Origin of the sequence: Micromonospora violae (assembly GCF_004217135.1) — a bacterium.
Lineage (GTDB): Bacteria > Actinomycetota > Actinomycetes > Mycobacteriales > Micromonosporaceae > Micromonospora > Micromonospora violae.
On sequence record NZ_SHKK01000001.1, the window covers coordinates 1360559 to 1381614 of the forward strand.

General features: G+C 71.4%; 16 protein-coding genes. 3 read left to right on the forward strand and 13 right to left on the reverse strand.

Going from position 1 to position 21056, the window contains the following annotated elements; genetic code table 11:
- Positions 1-45 precede the first annotated feature (45 nt).
- The 5 genes from EV382_RS05970 to EV382_RS05995 all read right to left on the reverse strand — a co-directional run bounded on the left by EV382_RS05970 (position 46) and on the right by EV382_RS05995 (position 8303).
- A complete protein-coding gene (locus tag EV382_RS05970; protein WP_030490280.1) occupies positions 46-450 on the reverse strand; it encodes a roadblock/LC7 domain-containing protein in 405 nt (134 codons plus the stop codon).
- A gap of 16 nt (positions 451-466) precedes the next feature.
- Positions 467-2857 (reverse strand): sensor histidine kinase, encoded by a 2391-nt coding sequence (locus EV382_RS05975; RefSeq protein WP_130400605.1) that lies wholly within the window; start codon positions 2855-2857, stop codon positions 467-469.
- Between the two features lie 253 nt (positions 2858-3110).
- Positions 3111-3593, reverse strand: a complete 483-nt coding sequence (locus tag EV382_RS05980) for a helix-turn-helix transcriptional regulator (protein ID WP_165435727.1) — start codon at positions 3591-3593, stop codon at positions 3111-3113.
- A 260-nt stretch (positions 3594-3853) separates the two neighbouring features.
- A complete protein-coding gene (locus EV382_RS05985) occupies positions 3854-5146 on the reverse strand; it encodes a cytochrome P450 (protein ID WP_130400607.1) in 1293 nt (430 codons plus the stop codon).
- Between the two features lie 802 nt (positions 5147-5948).
- A complete protein-coding gene (locus EV382_RS05995) occupies positions 5949-8303 on the reverse strand; it encodes an AbfB domain-containing protein (RefSeq protein ID WP_130400609.1) in 2355 nt (784 codons plus the stop codon).
- A gap of 136 nt (positions 8304-8439) precedes the next feature.
- Between EV382_RS05995 and EV382_RS06000 the strand changes: the two genes are divergently transcribed.
- A complete protein-coding gene (locus tag EV382_RS06000) occupies positions 8440-9234 on the forward strand; it encodes a S1 family peptidase (RefSeq protein WP_130400610.1) in 795 nt (264 codons plus the stop codon).
- A gap of 140 nt (positions 9235-9374) precedes the next feature.
- Positions 9375-10226, forward strand: a complete 852-nt coding sequence (pdxY, locus tag EV382_RS06005; RefSeq protein ID WP_130400611.1) for a pyridoxal kinase PdxY — start codon at positions 9375-9377, stop codon at positions 10224-10226.
- A gap of 33 nt (positions 10227-10259) precedes the next feature.
- On the opposite strand, the gene EV382_RS06010 is transcribed toward pdxY, so the two are convergent.
- The 8 genes from EV382_RS06010 to EV382_RS06035 form a co-directional block, all read right to left on the reverse strand.
- Positions 10260-10592, reverse strand: coding sequence for a putative quinol monooxygenase (locus tag EV382_RS06010; protein WP_130400612.1), 333 nt, complete (start codon positions 10590-10592; stop codon positions 10260-10262).
- Between the two features lie 9 nt (positions 10593-10601).
- Positions 10602-13850, reverse strand: coding sequence for an ATP-binding protein (locus EV382_RS06015; protein ID WP_244236557.1), 3249 nt, complete (start codon positions 13848-13850; stop codon positions 10602-10604).
- Positions 13847-14569, reverse strand: coding sequence for a hypothetical protein (locus EV382_RS33265; protein ID WP_165435728.1), 723 nt, complete (start codon positions 14567-14569; stop codon positions 13847-13849). Before EV382_RS33265 ends, EV382_RS06015 begins: the two co-directional genes overlap by 4 nt.
- Positions 14566-15669 (reverse strand): endonuclease domain-containing protein, encoded by a 1104-nt coding sequence (locus EV382_RS06020; RefSeq protein ID WP_130400614.1) that lies wholly within the window; start codon positions 15667-15669, stop codon positions 14566-14568. Before EV382_RS06020 ends, EV382_RS33265 begins: the two co-directional genes overlap by 4 nt.
- A 56-nt stretch (positions 15670-15725) precedes the next feature.
- Positions 15726-15944 (reverse strand): NUDIX hydrolase, encoded by a 219-nt coding sequence (locus tag EV382_RS33270; protein WP_244237022.1) that lies wholly within the window; start codon positions 15942-15944, stop codon positions 15726-15728.
- On the reverse strand, positions 15941-17143 hold the full coding sequence (locus EV382_RS34070; protein WP_341870144.1) for a WGR domain-containing protein: 1203 nt from the start codon (positions 17141-17143) through the stop codon (positions 15941-15943). Before EV382_RS34070 ends, EV382_RS33270 begins: the two co-directional genes overlap by 4 nt.
- 62 nt (positions 17144-17205) lie before the next feature.
- Positions 17206-18165: an acetamidase/formamidase family protein gene (locus EV382_RS06030; RefSeq protein WP_130400615.1), complete on the reverse strand. Its 960-nt coding sequence runs from the start codon at positions 18163-18165 to the stop codon at positions 17206-17208.
- A 96-nt stretch (positions 18166-18261) separates the two neighbouring features.
- Positions 18262-19296 (reverse strand): polysaccharide deacetylase family protein, encoded by a 1035-nt coding sequence (locus tag EV382_RS06035; protein ID WP_130400616.1) that lies wholly within the window; start codon positions 19294-19296, stop codon positions 18262-18264.
- Between the two features lie 425 nt (positions 19297-19721).
- On the opposite strand from EV382_RS06035, the gene EV382_RS06040 reads away from it, so the two are divergent.
- Complete coding sequence (locus EV382_RS06040; RefSeq protein ID WP_130400617.1) at positions 19722-20798, forward strand: glycoside hydrolase family 19 protein; 1077 nt, start codon at positions 19722-19724, stop codon at positions 20796-20798.
- Positions 20799-21056: the final 258 nt, after the last annotated feature.

The following is a 21056-nucleotide window of genomic DNA, read 5'->3' on the forward strand; positions in this document are numbered from 1 at the left end:
CCAGTGGAAGGGGAAGGGGGCACCGGCGTGGGGGCGCCGGGGTGGTCAGCGGCTGCGGGCGAGGGCCGCTCGGGCAGCGGGGGTCAGCGCGTCCCCGATGCGGTTGGCCAGCTCGGTCATTTCGTAGGAGACCTTGCCCACGTCGCACTCGGGGGCGGCGAGCACCAGCAGCGAGGCGCCGTCGTTGAAGGCCATCGAGAACATGAACCCGCCCTCGAGCTGCGTGACGTTGGAGATCACCGCGCCGGCGTCGAAGAAGGCGGCGGCGCCCCGCAGCAGGCTGACGAGACCGCTACCGGTGGCGGCCAACTGGTCGGCCCGGTCCGGTGGCAGGTCGCGGGTGGCGGCCACCATCAGGCCGTCGCTGGAGATGGCGATCGCGTGGCTGACCTCGGTCGCGCGCGCGGCGAAGTTGTCCAGCAGCCAGCCGAGATCCTGTTGATCGGTCACGTGCTCTCCTGTCGCGTCATTTGTTGCCGAGGTTGATCGGGGTGCGCCGTCGGTTCGCCACACCCCGCGCGTACGCGGCCATCGCCGTCGCCACCTGCGTCGGGTCGCGGTACTCGGAGCGTTGCTGTTGCTGCGGGACGGTCACGCCGCCGGGCACGAGGTGTCGTTGCGGCTGCCGTTTGGGCAGGCCGGAGTTGGTGGTCGTGGCGACCTCGGGGGTGTGCGCCTGGGCGGCCGTTCGCCAGGCGTCGTCGGCGGGGCTGGACCACCGCTGGCCGGCCTGACCGTCGGCGACATCGTTCTGGAACCAGTGGTTGACCTGTTCGAAGATGAGGAGCTCCTCGGTGGGCGCGTCACCCCGGTCCGGGGGCGCGGGAGCCGGTCGGAAGACCGGCGCCGCCGGCAGGGTCCGTTCGGCCGGGGGGCGTCCGGCGGTGGGTTCGGGGCGCGGCTGGTACGGCGGCGGCGGGTTGGTCGTGCGGGCCGCCCGTCGCGACAGCCGGCCGGGTGCGAGCAGGTACTCCTCCGGCGGCAGCGACCGGATGATCGCCGCGGGAAGGGTCGCCTCGGCGAGGATGCCGCGTCGGGGGCCGCGGCGCAGTTGGACGGTGACACCCAGCCGGGCGGCGAGCTGGCCCACGACGACCAACCCCATCGCCCGTACGGCCGCCACGTCGATGGCCGGTGGGCGGGCCAGCAGGTCGTTGAGCTGCTGCATCCGCTGCGGGGACAGCCCCACCCCCTCGTCGCTGATCTGCACGATGACGCGGTCACCCAGGCTCCGGCCGCTCACCCAGGTCTCACTGCCCGGCGGCGAGTACGTGGTGGCGTTGTCCATGAGTTCGGCGAGCAGGTGCACGACCTCGTCGACGGTCTTGGCGGCCACGGCGACGTCCCCGTCGATCATGCCGAGCCGGACCCGCGCGTAGTGCTCGATCTGGGACAGCGCCGCCTGGAGCACCTGTTGCAGCGGGACGTCACGCTGGCGTACGCGACCCACACCGACGCCGCCGAGCACCAGCAGGCTGGCGTTGATCCGACCCATCCGGGTGGCCAGGTTGTCCAGTGTGTACAGCTGCTCGAGCCGGTCGGGGTCGGTCTCGTCCCGCTCGACCAGGTCGACCTGGGCCAGGACGGCGTCGACGAGCCGCTGTTCGCGGCGGCTCAGGTGGATGAAGATGTCGGCCGTGTTGGCGCGCATGACGGCCTGTTCGGCGGCGGTTCGCACGGCAGCCTGGTGCACGGCGCTGAACGCCTGACCCAGTTCGCCGATCTCGTCGTCGCTGGAGGGTTCGAGGGCGGCGTTGGACTGTTGGTGGGCCAGCCGCTGGGGGTCGACGGTGGCGCTGCCGGGCTGCTGGAGTTGGGCCACCACGGCGGGGAGCTGCTCGAACGCCACGGCGTTGGCCGCGTCCCGGAGGCGGCGCAGCCGCCGGGTGATCTGCCGCGCGACGGCCCAGGTCACCAACGCGGTCAGGATCAGGGCCAGGAGGACACCGGCCGCCTCGGCCACGGCCCGGCGGCGCTGGTCGGCGTGCGCGGCCCGAACGTCGTCGCGGACCGCGTCGTCGACCCGGGCGCGGAGTTCGGCCAGGCGGGCGGCGCGGGTCTGCGTGGTGGACACCCAGGCGGCGGTCTCCAGTTGCAGCTGGGTGCCCGGCTGGGCCCGGGACACCTCGTCCTGCATCCGTTGCAGGGCGAGCGCCTCCTTGCCGGTGCCGGCCTGCTCCCACCAGACGCCCCACTCGGTGGGGGCCAGGGACAGGAACGACAGGCTCGACTCGGTGTAGCTGGTGCGGGCCGCGGTGATGTCCTGCTGCATGGCCGGGGTCAGCTCGCCGCCGGCGACGGCGCGCAGCACGGCCACCTGCTGCTGACCGATGGCCTCGGCCGTCTTCGACAGCGCCGCCGAGGCCCGGATCCCGTCCGCGAGTTGGGCGTCCACCACGCCGTGTGAGACGTTCTCCCGGAAGTTGATGAGGTCGGCGATCGCGATGCGGTAGCTGAAGGTCATCGCCGACACCGACGCGTGCGTGGCCGTACGGACCTGGGTGCGCAACGGAGCGAGGCCGTCCAGGGCCGCGTCGATGCGCTTCAGGAGCGCCTTGTCGCCGTCGTTGTCGGCGGTCAGTCGGTCCCGCTGCCGGCGGTAGCGCGCGACGGCGTCATCGGTGGCGGCCAGCTCCGCGCCGAAGGCGTCCTGCTGCTCGGGCCGGGCGTAGGTGAGCAGGTCGGCGGCGGCGATGCGTTCGCGTTGCAGGCGGTAGGCCAGGTCGCCGGCCTCGGCCCCGAGCTGGGCCAGGATCTGCAGGTCGCCGGCGCGGGCCGTCTGGCGTGCGCTCTCGGTCAGCGCGAGACCGGCGAAGCCGATCACGGCGACCAGCGGTGCCGCGACGATGAGGCGCATCCGACCGGCTATCTTCCAGCCGCGTCGGCGGGTCGGGTAGGGTCTGGCCGCGTGGGACCGGTTGCTCGACGCCAAGATTGACTCCCACGACTCGTCGATGACGGTCTATCCGCACGTTGCCGAATGCAAGTCCCATTCGGCCGGAAGCCGCGCTCGTAGACCAGACCTGGCCGTGGTACAAACTGCCCGTACCAGCATCTGTACCCAACGTCAGCGAGCGGTGACGCCGTGAGGTCGTGCCAGGCCCGACGGGTCAGTGCTGGTCGTCGATCGGCCCGGCCGGCAGCTGCCGTCGCTGCGGGTCGCCCGGTTCGGGTTGGCCGTTGAGCACCTGCCCGATCAGTTCACGCAGTTCGTCGATCGCGTCCACCACGGCGCCCGGGTCGCGCGCGTCACGCCGGCTGCGCTGTCTCGGCACCGGTCGATCCTGTCGGTCCGGTTCCGTGGCGCGGGGGCCACGGCGACCGTCGGCGGCCAGCTGCTCGGCCGCGACCTGGGGCCACAGTGCGGCCAGCCGGCCGCCGGTGCCGAGCACCTCGTCGCAGCGCAGCGCGAACTCGTGACTGCCGAACCGGCGACCCGACTCGACCGCCGCGACCGTCTCCCGACTGAACCGCACCAGATCCGCCAGGGCGCGCTGGGTCAGGCCCCGTTGGACGCGACAGTTGCGCAACTCCCATCGGAACCGCTGACTGGCCGCAGAGTGAGCCGCGCTCGACGGGGACGTGTGCTCCATGCGCTCACCTTCGTGGAACGGACATTCAGCGGCGGACGCCAGATCGAGATTGGCCGATGAGCTGAACATTCACAGAGAGCAATTCTTAACCGAGGATGCGATGGGTGTGAAGACGTTCACCGACATGGATCGCCGGGCAAAGCGCGAAAGGCGCGCGCCGGGCCCGTTGCCGCCGCCGTCGTGCGCCGGGTGGAGCGGGCGGTGACGCCCCACCGCGCGCGCGACCCGTCCGCAGGTCTGCACCGTCGATGCTCACGCACTCAGGCGGCCCGCACTTCGGCCGTCGCCCCACCTCGGGCCGCCGGTACGTCCGTGGACGCCGTCTTGTCGATTGTCGCGAGCAGTGCGCGGTGCGCGCGAAACGCGACATTGGGTTTGTACGAGCGACGGTGCTCGGGTGACAGTCGGAGGCCGGGAATGGCTTCGGCGAGGCGACTGAGGGCGATGCCGGCCTCCAGTCTTGCCAATCCCGCACCGATGCAGAAATGCGGCCCCTGGCCGAACGACAGATGATTGCCCACATCGGTGCGTTGGGGGTCGAACCGGTCCGGGTCGTGGAACGCCGCCGGGTCCCGGTTCGCCGCTCCGATCAACAGCAGGCACCGTGCCCCGGCGGGGATCGTCACCTCGCCCACTGTGACAACTCGGGTGGTGACTCGGAGCCACCCGTCGATGGCCGGCGCGAAGCGGAGCGTCTCGCCCACGAAGGCGGGGACGAGCCCAGGGTCGGCGGCGATCGCCGACCAGCGCCCAGGAGCGGACAGCGCCTGGTCGAGCGCGTGCGCGAGCAGTCCGGCGGTGGTCTCGTGGCCGGCGACCAGGAGGTTGAAGGCGAGGCTGGCCACCTCGGGCACCGTCAGCACGGTGTCGTCGTCGTCCCGGTAGGTCAGGGCGCGGCTGATGAAGTCGTCCCCCTGGTCAGCGTTGTCCATCCGCTGGCGGACCAGATCTTCGCAGTAGTGCCAGAACTCCAGCAGTCCCTGCGCCAGACGTACCTGCTCGGCCGGGTCCGGCTGGCCCCAGATGAGGGCGATCTGGCCGTCCGCCCACCTCCGGATCCGCCCGGTGTCGGCGTCGGGCACCCCGAGGATGTCCAGGACCACCAGCAGCGGAAGTTCGGTCGCGAACTCCGGGATCAGGTCGACCTGGTCACCCTGGCGGGCGGCGAGACGGGACACCAGTTGGTCGACCCGGCGTCGGACGATCGCCCCGTACTCGGCCTCGACCCGTTCGGCGGTGTTCGCGAAGGTCGCCCGCAGGGCCCGGCGGGTGCGCGGGTGTGTCGGAGGGTCAGCGGCGGCCGTCGTGGGGGGCGCGTCGATCTGCATGATGACGTTCAGCGCCGCTGGGCAGACCTCGTAGACCGGAGCGAGGGTGAGGGCGTTGGCGAATGTCGCGGCATCGGCGAGGGCCTGCCGGACGTGTGCGTGCCTGCTGATCAACCACAGGCCCAGATCCTCGGCGAAGTGCACCCCGTCGGGATCGTCGAGAATGCTCCGCCACCTGCTCGCCGGATCGGTGAGATAAACCCCGGTGAAAGGATTCAACCGCATGGAAAGCCTCCTGATGCACGCGGCGTGAAACCGGCAGCGCCTCCATTTGGCGATCCACTTCAGCCGAGCCGATAATGGCGCGCAGCTGCCTCTGGCTCTTTACGGTGCGCTGGCCAGCCGTGCAAGTCAAGATTGGTCTTCGTCTATTTGTGTATCAGCATAATTGCGAGTTGCAACGGCCGGGCGAATCTGGCCGGATGCAAGTTGCGGCACGGTCCTTGCCCTGAAAGGCCGCCCCTGCCGTACGGTGCAATCGACTCGCCGATTTCCCTCATGACTGGGGCAACGACCTCCGGGACGACGGGTGACGCCGCCCGGTCGTCCGGCGCTGTCTCCCGGCGCTGTCTCCCAGCCGGCGTCGCGCAGCCGGGCCGCCGCCAGGGTCAGCGCGCGGGCCGGGCGGGTCCGCACGACGCCCTGCTCCCGAGTTGACCCGGTCGGGCCGCGCGAACGACGCGGATCAGCATGATCCACTCGGCTTTCATGAAGTCGCGGTGTCTCCCGTCACCAGAAGCCGCGACTTTCAGGAAGCCGAGTCGATCACCCGAGTCGCCGCTGACGGGAGCACCCAGGCCGGGTGACAACGGCGCGGGGACCCGGTCAGGCCAGGCCCCCGCGCGTCGCGCCGTGCCGCCCGGGTCAGTGCCGCCCGGGTCAGTGCCGCCCGGGTCGACGTCGCCCGGGTCGACGTCGCCCGGGTCGACGTCGCCCGGGTCGACGTCGCCCGGGTCGACGTCGCCCGGGTCGACGTCGCCCGGGTCAGTGCCGCCCGGGTCAGCGCCGCCCGGTCAGCGCCACTGGGTCAGGGCGTCCACGGGGCGGCGATGCCCCAGGTGCTGTCGGCGGTCCACATCGTCGGTGTGTTGTAGGCGTCGCCGCCAGCGCCGTTGCTGAGCCAGACCTCCGCGTTGTAGTGCCGCAGGTACCTACCCCGGAAGTTGTACGACTCCAGCGACACGCCGGTGCCGGTCAGCCCGGTGCGGGCGCACCAGGTGGCGTCGGCACGCAGCAGTGCGGAGCCGTCGTCCGGCGAGTTGCGGACCCGGGAGTTCTGGTGGCGCAGGTACTGCCCGGGAAAGTTGACCGACTCGAACGAGTAGCAACCGGTGCCGGCCAGACCGGGTCGGATGGCGTACGTGGCGTCTGCCTTGAGCAGGCTGGGGCTCGCGGCGTCGACCACCTCGGTGTAGGCCAGGCTGTCCTGGTGGCGCAGGTACCGGTTGGTGAAGCCGGGCGTGGTCACCTGCAACGAGCGGCGGGTGTTGACCGGCAGGGCGACGGGCGCCGAGCTGCCGATGGTCTTCGAGGCGTTGATCAGGGCGGTGTTGGCGGCACGCACCCGCGCCTGGTCCATCTTGATCACCTGCCGGTCGTAGGTGAGGAAACCGTTCAGCTCACCCTCCAGGTCGGTGATCTCGGTGTAGATCGAGGCGCTGAGCCCCTTGCCGAGCATCAGGTTCTGGCTGCCCTGCACGAGCCCCACGTACCGGTCGGTGAGGGCGGTCGAGGTGGCCTGCCACTCGTAGGCGAAGAATTGACCGTTGGGGCTGTACTCGTGGCCCGGCGTGTGCAGGCCCAGGCCGCCGAACTCGCCGAGCACCGCGATCCGGCTGCTCGACGGTACGGGGGAGTCCGGCCCGAGGTAGACGTGCCAGTCGTCGATGTCGCCGTTGCCGGGGTTGCCGAGGGACTGGCAGCAGTTGTGGCCGCTGTGCGGGTTGACCAGGCGGGTCGGGTCCTGGTTCTTGATGTTCTGCGCGACCCGCCGGGTGTCGGCGAGGGACCGCTCACCCCAGCCCTCGTTGTAGGGCGTGTACGCGATCACGGCGGGTGAGCTGCGGTGCTCGTCGACGATCTCGCGCGCCTCGGCCTCGAACTGCGCCTGCTGGGCGTCGGTGGGGTCGACGTCCTGCGCGGTCAGCGACGGGATGTCCTGCCAGACCAGCAGGCCGAGCCGGTCGGCGTGGTAGAACCAGCGCTGCGGTTCGACCTTGATGTGCTTGCGCACCATGTTGAAGCCCAGGTCCTTGTGCTTCTGCAGGTCGAAGGCGAGGGCGGCGTCGGTCGGCGCGGTGTAGAGCCCGTCTGGCCAGAACCCCTGGTCGAGGGTGCCGACCTGAAACACGAACTGACCGTTGAGCTTGGGCCGCAGCACACCGTTGACCAGGCCGGTGGTGATCTCCCGCATGCCGAAGTAGTGCGTGGTCCGGTCAACGGTGGCGCCTGCGGCGTTGCGCAGGGTCACCCGCAGGTTGTAGAGGAACGGGTCGTCGGGTGACCAGCGGCGGGCGTTGGGCACCGGCACGCTGAAGTCGGTGAAGCCGCCGGTGGCCGAGCCGACCACGGTGGCGCCGTTCAGCGCTTCGGCGAGCACACTGTGGCCGCTCGCCGCGCCCCGGGTGAAGACCCGGACCCGCAGGGTGTTGGTGCTCAGGTTCGGGTAGACGTCCACGCTGCTGATCGAGGTGGCGGGTACCGGCTCCAGCCACACCGTCTGCCAGATGCCGGAGCTGGGGGTGTAGAAGATTCCGCCGGGTGTCTTGGTCTGCTTGCCGATGGCGGGCAGGCTGCCGTTCTGCCGGGTGTCGGTGGGGTCCCAGACCTTGACGATGATCTCGTTCGCTCCGGCGCGCAGCTGGGGGGTCACGTCGAAGGTGAAGGCGTCGTAGCCGCCGGTGTGCGCACCGACCCGGACACCGTTCACCCAGACGGTGCTCTGCCAGTCGACGGCGCCGAAGTGCAGCAGGGTCCGCCGCCCCGACCAGGTGGCCGGGATGGTGACGGTGCGTCGGTAGAACAGGTAGTTGCGGTTGTCGTTGGCGGCCCGTTGGATGCCGGACAGGGCGCTCTCCACCGGGAACGGGACGTTGACCCGCTCGGGCAGGGTGGTGCCGAACTGCGGGGCGTCGTCGGTCGTCGACTGGCGTAGCTGCCACTCGCCGTTGAGGTTGAGCCAGTCCGGCCGCGTCATCTGGGGTCGCGGGTACTCGGGCAGTGGTGTGCCGGCCAGGGCCTGGCTGGTCCAGGGGGTGGTCAGCGGCGGTGTCTTGGCCGGCGCGGCGTACGCCGACGAGGACGGCGCGGTGAGCACGCCGGCCACCAGGGCGATGACGAGCAGCAGCGGCAGGGCGGGGCGGATGGGGACGTGAGGTGTCATGGCGTCTCCGAGATCCATAGTGCCGGTGGTACGACCCAGAGAGGATGACCCATCGGATATATGGATCTCAATATGATGACCGCTATCTCGACTGCGGCGCGCTCACGAGGCGTGCCACCCTGATGCGGAGGAATGCATGGTTCGCTGGCGTACCCTCACTGGCCTGCTGGCCACCGCGTTGACCGCGGTGACCGCGGCCAGCCTCACCCTCACCGCGCCGGCCGCCGCGGCCGACAACCCCATGACGCCGAACGTCGTCGGCGGCACCCGCGCCGCGCAGGGCGAGTTCCCGTTCATGGTGCGCCTCTCGATGGGCTGCGGCGGGGCGCTGTACAGCCCCCGGCTGGTGCTCACGGCGGCGCACTGCGTGGGCTCGACCGGCACCAACACCAGCATCACCGCCACCCTCGGAACGGTCGACCTCCAGTCGTCCAGCCGGATCACCGTCCGGTCCAACTACGTCTACCGGGCCCCCGGCTACAACGGTGCCGGCCGCGACTGGGCGCTCATCCGGTTGGCCAGCCCGGTCACCGGGCTGAGCACGCTGCCGATCACCACCACGACCGCGTACGACAGCGGCACCTTCACCGTCGCCGGCTGGGGGGCCGCCCGCGAGGGCGGCGGCCAGCAGCGGTACCTGCTCAAGGCGACCGTTCCGTTCGTCAGCGACTCCACCTGCAACGCCAACTACGGCGGGGACCTCATCCCCGCCCAGGAGATCTGCGCCGGCTACGCCAGCGGCGGCACGGACACCTGCCAGGGCGACTCCGGTGGCCCGATGTTCCGCCGCGACGCCAGCAACGCCTGGATCCAGGTGGGCATCGTCAGCTGGGGCTACGGCTGCGCCCGGCCCAACTACCCGGGTGTCTACACCCAGGTGAGCTACTTCGCCTCGTCGATCGCCTCGGCCGCGGCGAGCCTCGGCGGCTGAGCGCAGGACCGCGGGCGGCCCGGACGGCACGGTCCGGGCCGCCCGCTCCTGCCGTCCCGGCCGGCGGGCGGTGAGTGGGCCACCCGACAGATTCGGCGGCCCGTCCCTGCGGTGCCGGTCGCAGCGGCGATGATGGGCCGGTGAAGATCCTCTCCATCCAGTCGTCGGTCGCCTACGGCCACGCCGGCAATTCGGCGGCGACTTTTCCGCTGCAACGGCTCGGGCACGAGGTCTGGCCGGTCCTGACGGTGCACTTCTCCAACCACACCGGGTACGGCGCGTGGCGGGGCCCGATGCTCCCGGCGGCGGACGTGGCCGAGGTGATCGCGGGCATCGGGGACCGTGGGGTCCTCGGCGACGCCGACGCGGTGCTCTCCGGCTACCAGGGCGACCCGGCCATGGGCGCGGTGATCCTGGACGCGGTGGCGACGGTGAAGGCGGCCAATCCGGCCGCGGTGTACTGCTGCGACCCGGTGATGGGCGACGTCGGTCGGGGCATGTTCGTCCGGCCGGGAATCCCGGAGTACCTGCGCGACACCGTCGTGCCACGTGCGGACATCATCACCCCGAACCACTTCGAGTTGGACTTCCTCGCCGGCCGTACGACGAATTCGCTGGCCGAGGTCCTCGACGCGGTCGACGTGGTGCGGGCGACCGGGCCGCGGCACGTCCTGGTGACCAGCGTGCTCCACGGCGACCTGCCACCGGACTCGCTGGAGGTGGTGGCGGTCTCCGACGAGGGTGCCTGGGCGGTGACCACGCCGCTGCTGCCGATCACCCCGAACGGTGGGGGTGACGTCACCGCGGCGCTGTACCTCGCGCACCTGTGCACGACCGGGTCACCCGAGGCCGCGCTGGAACGCACCATCGCCTCCGTCTACGGCGTGCTCGAGGCGACTCTCGCGGCGGGCACCCGGGAGATCCAGCTGATCGCGGCACAGGACGTGATCGCCGACCCGTCGGCCCGTTTCGCCGCCCGTCGACTGCGCTGACGGCGGGCGGCGGGACCGCGGACCAGGCGGCGGTCAGCGGCCCTCGGGGACGGCCATCTCGCCGAGCAGGGACCAGTCGTCCTGCGGCACGGTGACGTTCACGATGCGCGGCGTCTCGGCCAGGTGCGGCGGCAGGGTCTCCTGGGCCGCGCGGAAGTGGGCGGACTGGACGTGGGCCGCACCGGCCTGGTCGTCGCGGAACGCCTCGACCAGCACGTACTCGGTCGGATCGGTCACGCTGCGGGACCACTCGAACCACAGGCAGCCGGGCTCCGCCCGGGTCGCCTCGGTGAACTCGGCGGCGATCTGCGGCCACTGGTCGGCGTGCTCGGCCAGGATCCGGAACTTGGCGGTAATGAAGATCATGGCCCCAGGCTACCCAGCCGGGCGGGCGCGGGTGACGACCTCCTCGGGGGTCAGCGGCGTCTTCGGGTGGTGCGTCAGGCACAGCGGGGTGCGGACCTTGACGAACGAGAACCCCTCCCCGGCGGCGTAGAACTCACCGCTGTTGAGCAGGCCGATGTCCGGCAGCCGCCCGCCCTTGGCCTCGGCCAGTTGCCGGGCCGCGTCGATCTGCGCCGGCGCGTTGAGCAGCCCGAAGAACTGCGTGGTCGCGTTGCCGGAGATCTGGTTGTGCAGGCCCTTGGGCGCCTGGGTGGCGAAGACCAGCCCGAGGCCGTACTTGCGGGCCTGCGAGGCCAGCGCGATCGAACTGGCGGTGCAGGCCGTGGTGCCGGTCGCGGGCGCGAGCGTCTGCGCCTCGTCCATCACGAACAGCCCACCCAGCGGTCGGTCACCGGCGGGGTGCCGCTTGATCCACGCGAAGAGCGCCATCTGCAACTGGTTGACGAAGCTCTGCCGCTCCTGGTCAGAGGTGAGACCGACGAAGCTGATCACCGACACCCGGGCCCGCCGCCCCGGCGACGGCGTCAGCAGCAGCCCCGGGTCGGCCGGCGCGCCGACCCCACCGAAGAGGGGATCGGTGACCATGGCCGCCTTGAGCGCCTCGGCCAACTCCTCGGCGAGCTTCCCCGCCCGGGCCAGCCGACTGACCCCCTCGGGCAGGTCGGTGAGGAACTCGGTGAAGCCGGGCAGGCCCACCATCCCGCTGCGCGCGTACGCCTGGAGGGCCTCGGTGAGGACGGCCTTGCCCTGCTGCGCGAGCCGGCCCGAGCGGTCGACGCCGGCCCGCGGCGCGAGCGCCTCCACGGCGGAACGGACGGCCTGGTCGAACTCGTCGGGCCAGTCCCGCAGCGAGGTGAAGTCGGGCAGTGGCTGGAAGCTCAGCGGCCGGCCGGCGGTGACCCGGGGTGTCCACACCACCACCTCGGTGTGCGCGAGGTAGTCGGCGGCGCGTTCGGCGTCGCCGGGGCCCCAGCCGTCCGGCGGGTCGGGCCACGCGTCACCGAGCCGGGCGAGGTCGTTGTTGGGGTCGAGCACGATCGCGGAGACCCCCTCGCGGGCGCACTCCTCGACCAGCCGTCGGATCAGCACGGTCTTGCCCGAGCCGGACCCGGCGAACACCACGGCGTGGCGGCGCAGCGACTCCAGGGGCACCGTGAACGGATGACCGCCGTCGACGGTCCGCCCCAGCCCGACAACCGGACCGCCGGTGCCGACCACGACGTCGCCAACGTCAGCGGGCGCGGGCACGGCCACCGAACCGGTCGACGGATCGGCGGCCACGGCGGCGACCGGTTCGTTCGTCGGGTCGGATTCGGGGCCGCCCGACGGTGGCTCGCCGTCGTCGGGTGACCGGGGCGCGGTGCCGCCGCGCGTCCCGTCGGGCCCGGGCAGGACCGCGCGGAACAACTCGGTGCCGCTGGCCGGACGACGGGCCACCAGCCACTCCTGCAAGGCCGTGGACGGTTCGGTCGCCATCGCCCGCAGCGCCGCGAAGACCCGCAGGTCCGCCTCCGACACGGCGCACCGCAGGCCGCCGGCCGCGTCGAAACCGGTCAACACCTCGGTCGTACGCTTCCCGGTCGGCCACGGGCCGTTGCGCAGCAGGATCAGCCGCCGCTGTGGCAGGTCCCGATCCAATCCCGCGAGGGTGCACGCGGCCTTGACCCGGGCGGTGACGGCGATGGCGTTGGGGTGCGCGATGGCCCGGAAGCACCAGTGCGCCTCGTTCTCGGTGGCCTCGTCGAGCACCTCGATCAGCCGTCCGTGCAGCGCGGGTTTGCGCCCGGGCGGCGGATCGTACTTGTAGGTGGCGCCGGTCGGTGCCTGCTCGGCGATCCAGGCGGCCAGGCCGGCGGCGAGCAGCGGTGGCATGTGCTCGTCCTCGCGGGTCGGGTCGAGCGCGGCCGACACGTCCGCGGCCTCGACCAGCTCGGCGAACCGGGCGTCCAACTCGTGCAGGCGGCGCTCGTCCGTCGTCGGGTCGCCGGGGGCGTTGCGGACGGTGCTCACCGTCGGCATCGATTCGGTGCCGTCGATGAGCCGGTCCAACTCGACCACCTCGTCGCGGTCCCGGCACCAGGCGATGTGGCGGTCCACCCGGCGGAGCAGGGCGCGGGGTGTGAGGGTGGGCGCGTCGGCGAAGGCGGCGGGGGTGATCGGCCAGGTGGGGTGCGGTGGCCCGAAGTACATACCCGCGTAGGCGGCGGCGAGGCGCTTCGCCACGATCGCCTGCCCGATCTCCGGGGTGGGGATCCGGTCCGGCAGGGTCGACGTACGGAAGCGGTCGGCGACCGGGGTGGGCGCTGCGCGGGTCATCAGCACCCAGGTGTCCGGGAGGCACGAGACGACGACCAGGGTGCGGCGGGTGATGTCACGGAGCTTGAGCAGGCCGTCGGCGATCGGGCCGAGCACCATGGCCTGGGCGTCCTCCAGCCCCTGATGGTGGTTGAGCAGCGAGGTGCTGGTCTGGGCGAACAGCGTGTCGAGCTGGTCCACGGCGATGACCGTGGGGTCGAGCGTCAGGGCCATCAGTCGGGAGATGTCCTGCACGACCTGCTGCGGGGTGCGGATCGCGGTGCTCAACCCCCACGCCGCCCGCGCGGCCGGGTCACCGGGTTCGGAGATCAGGTGGGCGTAACCGACGTCCTGTGCCTCGAAGTCGATGGCGCCGTGCAGGACGAGCGCCCGGGCGGTGTCCTGGGTGTCCCGCCCGACCTCCCGGTCGCGCTCGCGCAGCGCCCAGATGAAGGTGTCGAGCTGTGCACGGGTCACCGGTCGGGTGCCGGCGATCGCGTCGCGGACCTCCACCGGCAGGCCGAGCTGGGGGGTGAGCCGACGCAGAAAGGTCTTCAACTGGGTGCCCCAGCCGACGTGGGCGCGGCCCATCCCCTCCACCAGGGCCAGGGCCACGCTCTCCCAGAACGTCTTGCCACTGACCATGTCGACCAGGAAGAAGTAGCCGCCGTCGCGCTGGATCCGTTCGCGGACCGCCCCGAGCAGGTGCGTCTTGCCGGCGCCCGCGCGGCCCTGCATGGCCACGCCCAGCGGCATGCTGGTGTCGTCGGTGCGGGCCCGCGCCACCCCGCGCAGGATCTCCGCGGCCACCTTCTCGTGCAGCTCCGGCACGTTGTGCGGGCTCGGTCGCCACACGTCGTCCGGGGTGACCGCCGGGTTGAGACTGACCGCTTCCAGCGCGGCCCGCTGGTCGTCGGAGATCACGCCGGGCCGATCGCCAGGGCGTGGTTGTCCTCGTTCCCGATCCGGACGGCCGCGGCCCGGTCCCGCGCGGTCAGGGACTTGGTGTTCGCCACCGGGATGATGCGCACGTCCTCCCGGCCGACCATCGCCCGCAACGCCGCGTCCAGGGCGGCCCGGTCGGTGTCGCCGAGCCGCTCCCGGACGTCGGCGAGCCCGACCCACGCTCCCGGTGCGGCGGCCAGCTCCCGGTACGCCGAACGCACCAGCGCCTCCACCTCCGCCGCGCACACCGGTGCCGCCGTCGGTGCCGCCGCCGTCGCTGACGCCGTGGGCGCCGGTGCGTCGTTTCGCGGTTCGCTGGGCGCCGGCGCCGTTGCCCCGGTCTGCTTGAAGAAGTCGGCGTGGCTGACCCGCAGCCGGTCCAGCGAACGGTGCAGGTTGGTCAGGACGACGAACAGCGACCGGGTCGTCGAGCCACCCTGCTTCGGCGGCGCGGAGGTGTGCAGCTGACGTGCCACCCGCCAGCCTTCGTCGGTCAGTTCGTGGGCGAACGGCCGGTGCGTGCGATCGGTGTCCACCAGTCCCAGGTCGACGAGCTTCTTGTTGTCCTTGCCGGTCAGGGTGAAGCCGGCCAGCTCCTTCAGCTCGACGTTGGTGAGTCGGCGCGCCTCGACCATCAGCACCACGAGGGCGTTGATCTGGTTCGGCGTCAGGTGCGGGACATCCGCCGGGCTCGTCATGATGTCTCATCTCCGTGGGGGTGCGTGCCGTCCAAGCGTCGCCGGGCCAGCAGCCGACGGATCCCGTCGACCACCGCCGGCGTGTCGGTCAGCACCTGTTCGTTGGTGAAGCGGAGCACGTCCAACCCGAGGAGTTGCAGCTGAACGTCTCTCCGCCGATCGTTGGCGAAAGCGATTCGCCCACGATGCTCCGGGCCGTCCACCTCGACCGCAAGACCCTCCGTGGGCCAAAACAGATCCAGTCGGTACGCCGCACCCAGGACGTGCCACTCGTAGGTCTGGTTCCACCGCCGGCCGCGCGCCCAGTCGTGCGGCGCGAGCGCGCGTTCCAACGCCTGCTCGGCGGTGCTGTCGCCGCGCGGCACTCCCGCGATCGGCGGCCAGGCCAACACCGTCGAGCCCGCCTCGGCGCCGACGGCCGGAATCTGTTCGGTCGTGCTGGCCAGCCCGGCGAATCGGTTGGGCAGCAGCACCGGTACCGAGCGCACCCGGTCGGCGTGGCGCAGCGGCCTGCCGGCCAACCACACCGTGAAGCCGCCGTGTCGCACGAGCCATTCGGCGGCGGCCACCAGCGTCCGCTCGGCGTCCGCCTCCAGGTGGGGCAGGGCCACCACGAGTACGCAGCTCTCCCGGTCGTACGCCTCGGCGATCACCCGGGCGAGCCCTGCGGCGCGTACCCCTGGGGCGAAGCGGGACCGGTCGCCGGGGTGGCGCGGATTGCGCAGCCCACGCTCGGCGAGGTCGGCCAGGAACGGGCCGAAGTGCCGGGATCGGGCGGCGGCGCGGGCCGCGAGGGCGCGCACCGCCGCCACGCCGAGCGGGCCCGCGCTGTCGAAACGGTCGGCCCCGCTCAGCCAGCGGGGGAACATCGCGAGGGCGGCGCTGTCCAGTTGGTCGAGCAGGGCGTCCACGAGATCACCGAGAGGGCCCACCGCGGTGGGCCGGTAGTGCACGGTCGCGGGCGCTGCCGGTGGCAACGGGTCGAGCGCCACCCGCAGCAGCTCCGGGTCGACGCCCGGCAGGTGACTCACCCGCCGCGTCGGCGGGCCGGCCCACCAGGCCCCGTTGGCGTCGCCGTTGGCCCGGACGGGGTGCGCCATGTCGGCACCCTACGACAGGTGCGGGCGCGACCGGGCACTACCGGTGTGCTCCGCGTTCAGCGCAGCCGGCGGATGTCGCCGTACGCGCGGTAGTAGCCACCGCGGCTGGACTCGCGCACCTCGGTCACCAGGTAGCGGGCGCCCGGCTCGCGAATCCCCTTGGGGAACTGCACGGACCAGTCGCGTCGGTAGCCGTCGGAGAGCACCTGGACCCGCAACCGGCCGCGATCGTCGCGGCACTGCACGACCACGCCGGCCCCCGCGTCGCTGGTCACCTCGACGATCGTCGGTTGCACCGGCTGGGGCGCCTGACGGGGGGCCTTGATGTCGCGCACCTGGGGCACCTCCCCGGCCTGCGCCGCGCGGATCGCCGGCTCGCTCGCGTCGATGCAGGCCAGGTGGCCGGCGGTGGTGACGACGTAGAGCCGGTCGTCGTGGTATTGCATGGAGTACGCCGAGCCGCAGCCGGTGCCGAGCTTCCACAGTCGGGTGCCCGCCGCGTCGAAGCAGTAGATCGAGGATGACTGTCACCGGCGAAGACGTACCGGCCGCCCTCGGCGGTGGCGCAGGAGAAGACCGGGGCGTCGCAGTGGTAGGTGCGTTCGTGTCGACCAGTCTTGGACAGCCGCACCACCTCGCGGGTGCCCGTCCCGGCGAACACACTGTCGTGCTCCTGCCAGCCGAAGAGCACCGAACCGGTCCGGGTGTGCCACAGCTCCTCGCCGGTACGCCACTGGTAGCCGGTCACGCCCTGCGAGTGGCCGTGGTAGATGGCGTCGTTGTCGCACCGCACCATCCAGGCCGAACGCCCCCGCCCGGGGCGACGCCACAGGAACTCGTCCTCGTGGTCGACGGCGGTGATCCCGCCGTCGGCGTCGGAGACGCCGAGGACGCCGTCGTGGATGTCCAACCAGTAGATGTCGATCTCCGGGGCGATCGCGTACGCCACCCTCGGCACCTTGCCGGACAGGTCGTAGACGTTGCCGTCGTCGCAGCCGGCGTAGATCCAGGCGTCGTCGGCGACGATGCACTTCACGCCGTCGGGGAGGCGGACCTGGCTGCGCACCTGGGCGTCGTGGTCGAGTGTCGTGATCACGCCGTGCTCGTTGCCGACCATGCAGTGCTGCCCATCGACGAAGATGCCGAAGGCGGGGGCGCCGGAGTCGTAGCGCCAGAGCACCGGGGCGGTGTGGGCGGTGGAGCGGGTGCTCACGATCTGCCGCCGGGACACGGTGCGCTTCTGACGGACGCCGCGGACCGCCGGCGCGTAGCCCTTGCGAACCTTCTCGCCGATCTTCTTCGCGGCGGCGGCCCGGGCCCGGGCGTTGTCCGGATAGGCGCTCGCCTTGACCTGCCCCTGGTCGCCGATCCGGCCGTAGCGCACCGTCAGCGTGGCGTCGTCGACGATGACCTCGTAGAACTTGTGCGCACCGTCCACTTCGGACAGTTCGAGGTAGGTCGTCTCCTGGGACATGGGGGGCCTCCGAGGGTCAGCGAGCGGCGCGACGTGGCCGGCGCGGCGACAGTGACCACACGTTATCGACGCCCCCCGACAGAACCGGCGTTCGGCCAGCGCAGCGCGTCGTCGCGGAGCACCGCGTGCGCGCCGACGCTCTGGTTGACGATCTGCGTCACCCGTACGTCGACCGCGATGCTGGCCAGCGCCACCGCGTCCGCGCGGCTGAGGCCGTGCAGCCGCTGCATCAGCGTCAGCATCGAGTCCAGTGCGGCGAACGTGGCGTCGTCGAGGGAGGGCCCGACGCCCAGCGTCAGCCAGGCGTCCGGGGTACGGGCCACCGGGCCGGTGAGCGGAAAGTCGTCGCGTACGTCGAAGGTCAACGTCACCTCGTCCATCGGACACTCGATCGCGGTGCCGCCGACCTCGCCGTCGCCCTGTGCGGCGTGCCCGTCCCCGACGGAGAACAGCGCCTCGTCCACCGGGATCGGCAGCAGGAGGGTGCTGCCGGCGGTGAGGTCGCGGCAGTCCAGATTGCCGCCCCAGGGGCGCGGTGGGATGGTTGAGTGCCGGCCGGGCTCCGCGGGTGGCATGCCGAGCACCCCCATGAAGGGTCGCAGCGCGACCGTGTGGCCATGCTGGTTGTGGCCGGTCATCGTCACCGGGTCCAACGTCCAGGCGTGCACCACCGGCTCATCCTGCACGCCGTAGCGCTGGTTGAACCCGCTCGGCCAGCCGCCGGCCACCGTGGTTCCCCAGCGGGCCGGGACGACCGCGTCGATGCGTACCGCGAGGGTCTGTCCCGCCCGCGCACCGCGGACCGCGACCGGGCCGGTCAACGCGTGTCCGTGGTCGGGTCGGTGCTGCGCGACCCGGGGCCGGTCCCGGTTCGGCCCGCCCTGGTACGGGCCGGCGGACCACCAGCAGTCCAGGGTGCGATAGGTGACGGTGTCGCCGGGTTCGATGGTGAGCACCGGCGGGAAATCGGGGGAGAAGTGGCCGTGCAGGCTGTCCTCGCCCGGGGTGAGGGTGTGTCGCATCAGTGCAGGCTAGTGGCGACTGGCCGGCACAGCGGGTCGCCCAGGTGCGCGGTGGGTGCCGGGCGCACCCACCGCGCACGTCTCAGTCGGGCGATGTCAACCCGAGGTGCAGGAGCGGATCTGGGGGCGGGCGCCGCTGTTGCCGTTGGTCATCGTGGTGAAGCCGAAGGTGTTGCCGCTGCCGTTGGACCGCATGGTCATGACATTGCCGCTGCTGTCCCAGGTGGCGGTGCCGTTCCAGATCGTGGAGATCCGCTGCGGTGGGGTGATGGCCACGACCACCGTCCACGTGTTGGCGCCGCTGACCGTCACCGAGGTGTTGTACCGGTCGCCCCAGACGTTGGTGGTGGTGGCGGTCGCGGTGCAGCTGCCGCCGGCGGGCGGCGGGGTGGTCGTCGGCGGGGTGGTCGGCGGCGAGGTGCCGCCGTCCGGTGCGACCGCACGGCCGGTGGACGGTGAGATCATGCCGGGGCACAGGTTGCGGCTGGTCAGGTTGGCCATGATCTGCGGGATCGCGTCGCGGGTGTTCTGGATCCCGTCGTGCATCAGGATGACCTGGCCGGCCTGGAGTCGGCTCGCGTTGGCCACGATCTGGCTGACGCTGGCGCCGTTCCAGTCCTGCGAGTCCACGTCCCAGAGCACCTGGCGCATGCCCAGCGACGAGGCGACGGACTGCAGGGTGGAGTTGGTCTCGCCGTACGGTGGCCGGAACAGCACCGGCCGGCTGCCGGTCGCCGACTGGATCGCCGAGCTGGTCTGGGACAGGTCCGACTGCATCTGCGACTGACTCATCGAGGTCATGTGGGCGTGGTTCCAGCTGTGGTTGGCGACCCACATGCCGGCGGCGACCTGTGCCTGTGCGGCGGACCGGTTGTTCTGGACGTTCTGCCCGACGTTGAACATGGTGGCCCGTACGCCGTTGTTGCGCAGCACGTTCAGCAGGGCGCTGGTGCTGCCGGTCGGACCGTCGTCGAAGGTGAGGCCGACGTACCCGTTGCAGGTGGCGGCGCTCGACGGGGTCGAGCTGGCGGCGAGGACGACGCCGCACATGGCCACGGCGGTGGCGAGGACGGCGAGCGCCGCGCGCAGCCGCCTCGACCACAGGGCCGTGCGGGGGAAGAGCCTGCTCATCTGGTGCCCCTTCGCGCAGGCCCGGACGCGCCCTGGTGGTGGGCGGCGCAGTCCGGACAGGTGTGGATGAGTGGGTCGGTGGACCCGAAGCCGTGCGAAGCCGTTGCATTGACCTCAGTGGATCGGAGTATTACAGCGAGAATTCCGACGCGTCAACAAGTTCCGGAACATCTTCGGAACAACGCAGAGGGCCGTTCAGGGTGTGGCCAGGCATGCCGTGGTCGGGGCGGGTTCTGGGCGCGACACGTGGCGGTGGTGCCGCCGACGTGATCCGGAAAGTAGCCGGAAATATCGACAGTGGTCATCCGGTCGCCCCCGTCGGATCCGCGCGGAATAGTAAAGACTCTGAACAGAAAATGTTACAGTCACTTCCGTCGATACCCGGCTCGGCTGTCGGCAGTGAGATCCCAGGAAGGAGTGATCACATGACGAGACTGCGCGCGCTGGTCGCGCTGGTGGCACTGATCGTCGCCGGTGGACTGGTCGCGGTCATCCCGGCCACGGCCGCGTCGGCGGCGGCCTGCTCCGCGGCATGGCAAGCCTCGGCCGTCTACTGGGGAGACGCCCAGGTCTCCCACAACGGCCGCAACTACCGGGCGAAGTGGTGGACCCAGAACGAGGCGCCGCCGGGTACCACCGGCGTCTGGGAGGATCTCGGCGCGTGCGGGGGAGGTGGCACACCACCCGGGGGGACCTGCTCCTACCCGAACTGGACCGCCGGGACCTGGTACGCCACCGGCGCCATCGTGCGGTACACCAACGGTCTCTACTACATCGCCGAGCACGACAATCCCGGGTACGACCCCATCATCAGCACCTGGTACTGGGAGCCCTACACCTGTGGCGGCCAGCCGCCGACCACCCCGCCTCCCACCAACCCCGGTGGCTTCGTGGTCACCGAGGCCCAGTTCAACCAGATGTTCCCCGGTCGCAACTCCTTCTACTCGTACGCGGGGCTCGTCGCCGCGCTCAGCGCCTACCCGGCGTTCGCGCGGACCGGCAGTGCCACCGTCCAGCGCCAGGAGGCCGCGGCCTTCCTGGCGAACGTGTACCACGAGACCGGCGGCCTCGTGCACATCGTCGAGCAGAACACGGCGAACTACCCGCACTACTGCGACCCGGGCCAGCCGTACGGATGCCCCGCCGGGCAGGCCGCCTACTACGGGCGCGGGCCGATCCAGCTCAGTTGGAACTTCAACTACAACGCCGCCGGTAACGCGCTCAACCTGCCGCTGCTGACCAACCCGTGGTTGGTGCAGAACGACGCGGCGGTGGCCTGGAAGACCGGCATCTGGTACTGGATGACCCAGAACGGGCCGGGCACCATGACCGCCCACAACGCGATGGTCACCGGCGCCGGATTCGGGCAGACGATCCGCAGCATCAACGGCTCGATCGAGTGCAACAACGGAAACCCCGCACAGGTGCAGAGTCGCGTCACCAGGTACCAGCAGTTCGTCGGCATCCTCGGCGTGCCCGCCGGAGCCAATCTCTACTGCTGATCCGGGGCCGGGCCTCGGCATTCGTCGTCGGACGCGGCCGGGGCCCGGTGCCTCGGCGGCCGGGTCGCGGTTGGAGTGGTGACTGTTTCGACGCGATCAACCCGTTGACATCGCCGTGGTGCTCCGGGAACTATCAGCGGCAGTCCGACGCCCCGGCTCCCGTTGCTCACCGACTCCGATGACAACGATGTCAGGGCTCGCAAGCTCCACTCTGCCCACACGTTCGACGTACTCGACCTGGTTCGAGGCGAAAGGCTT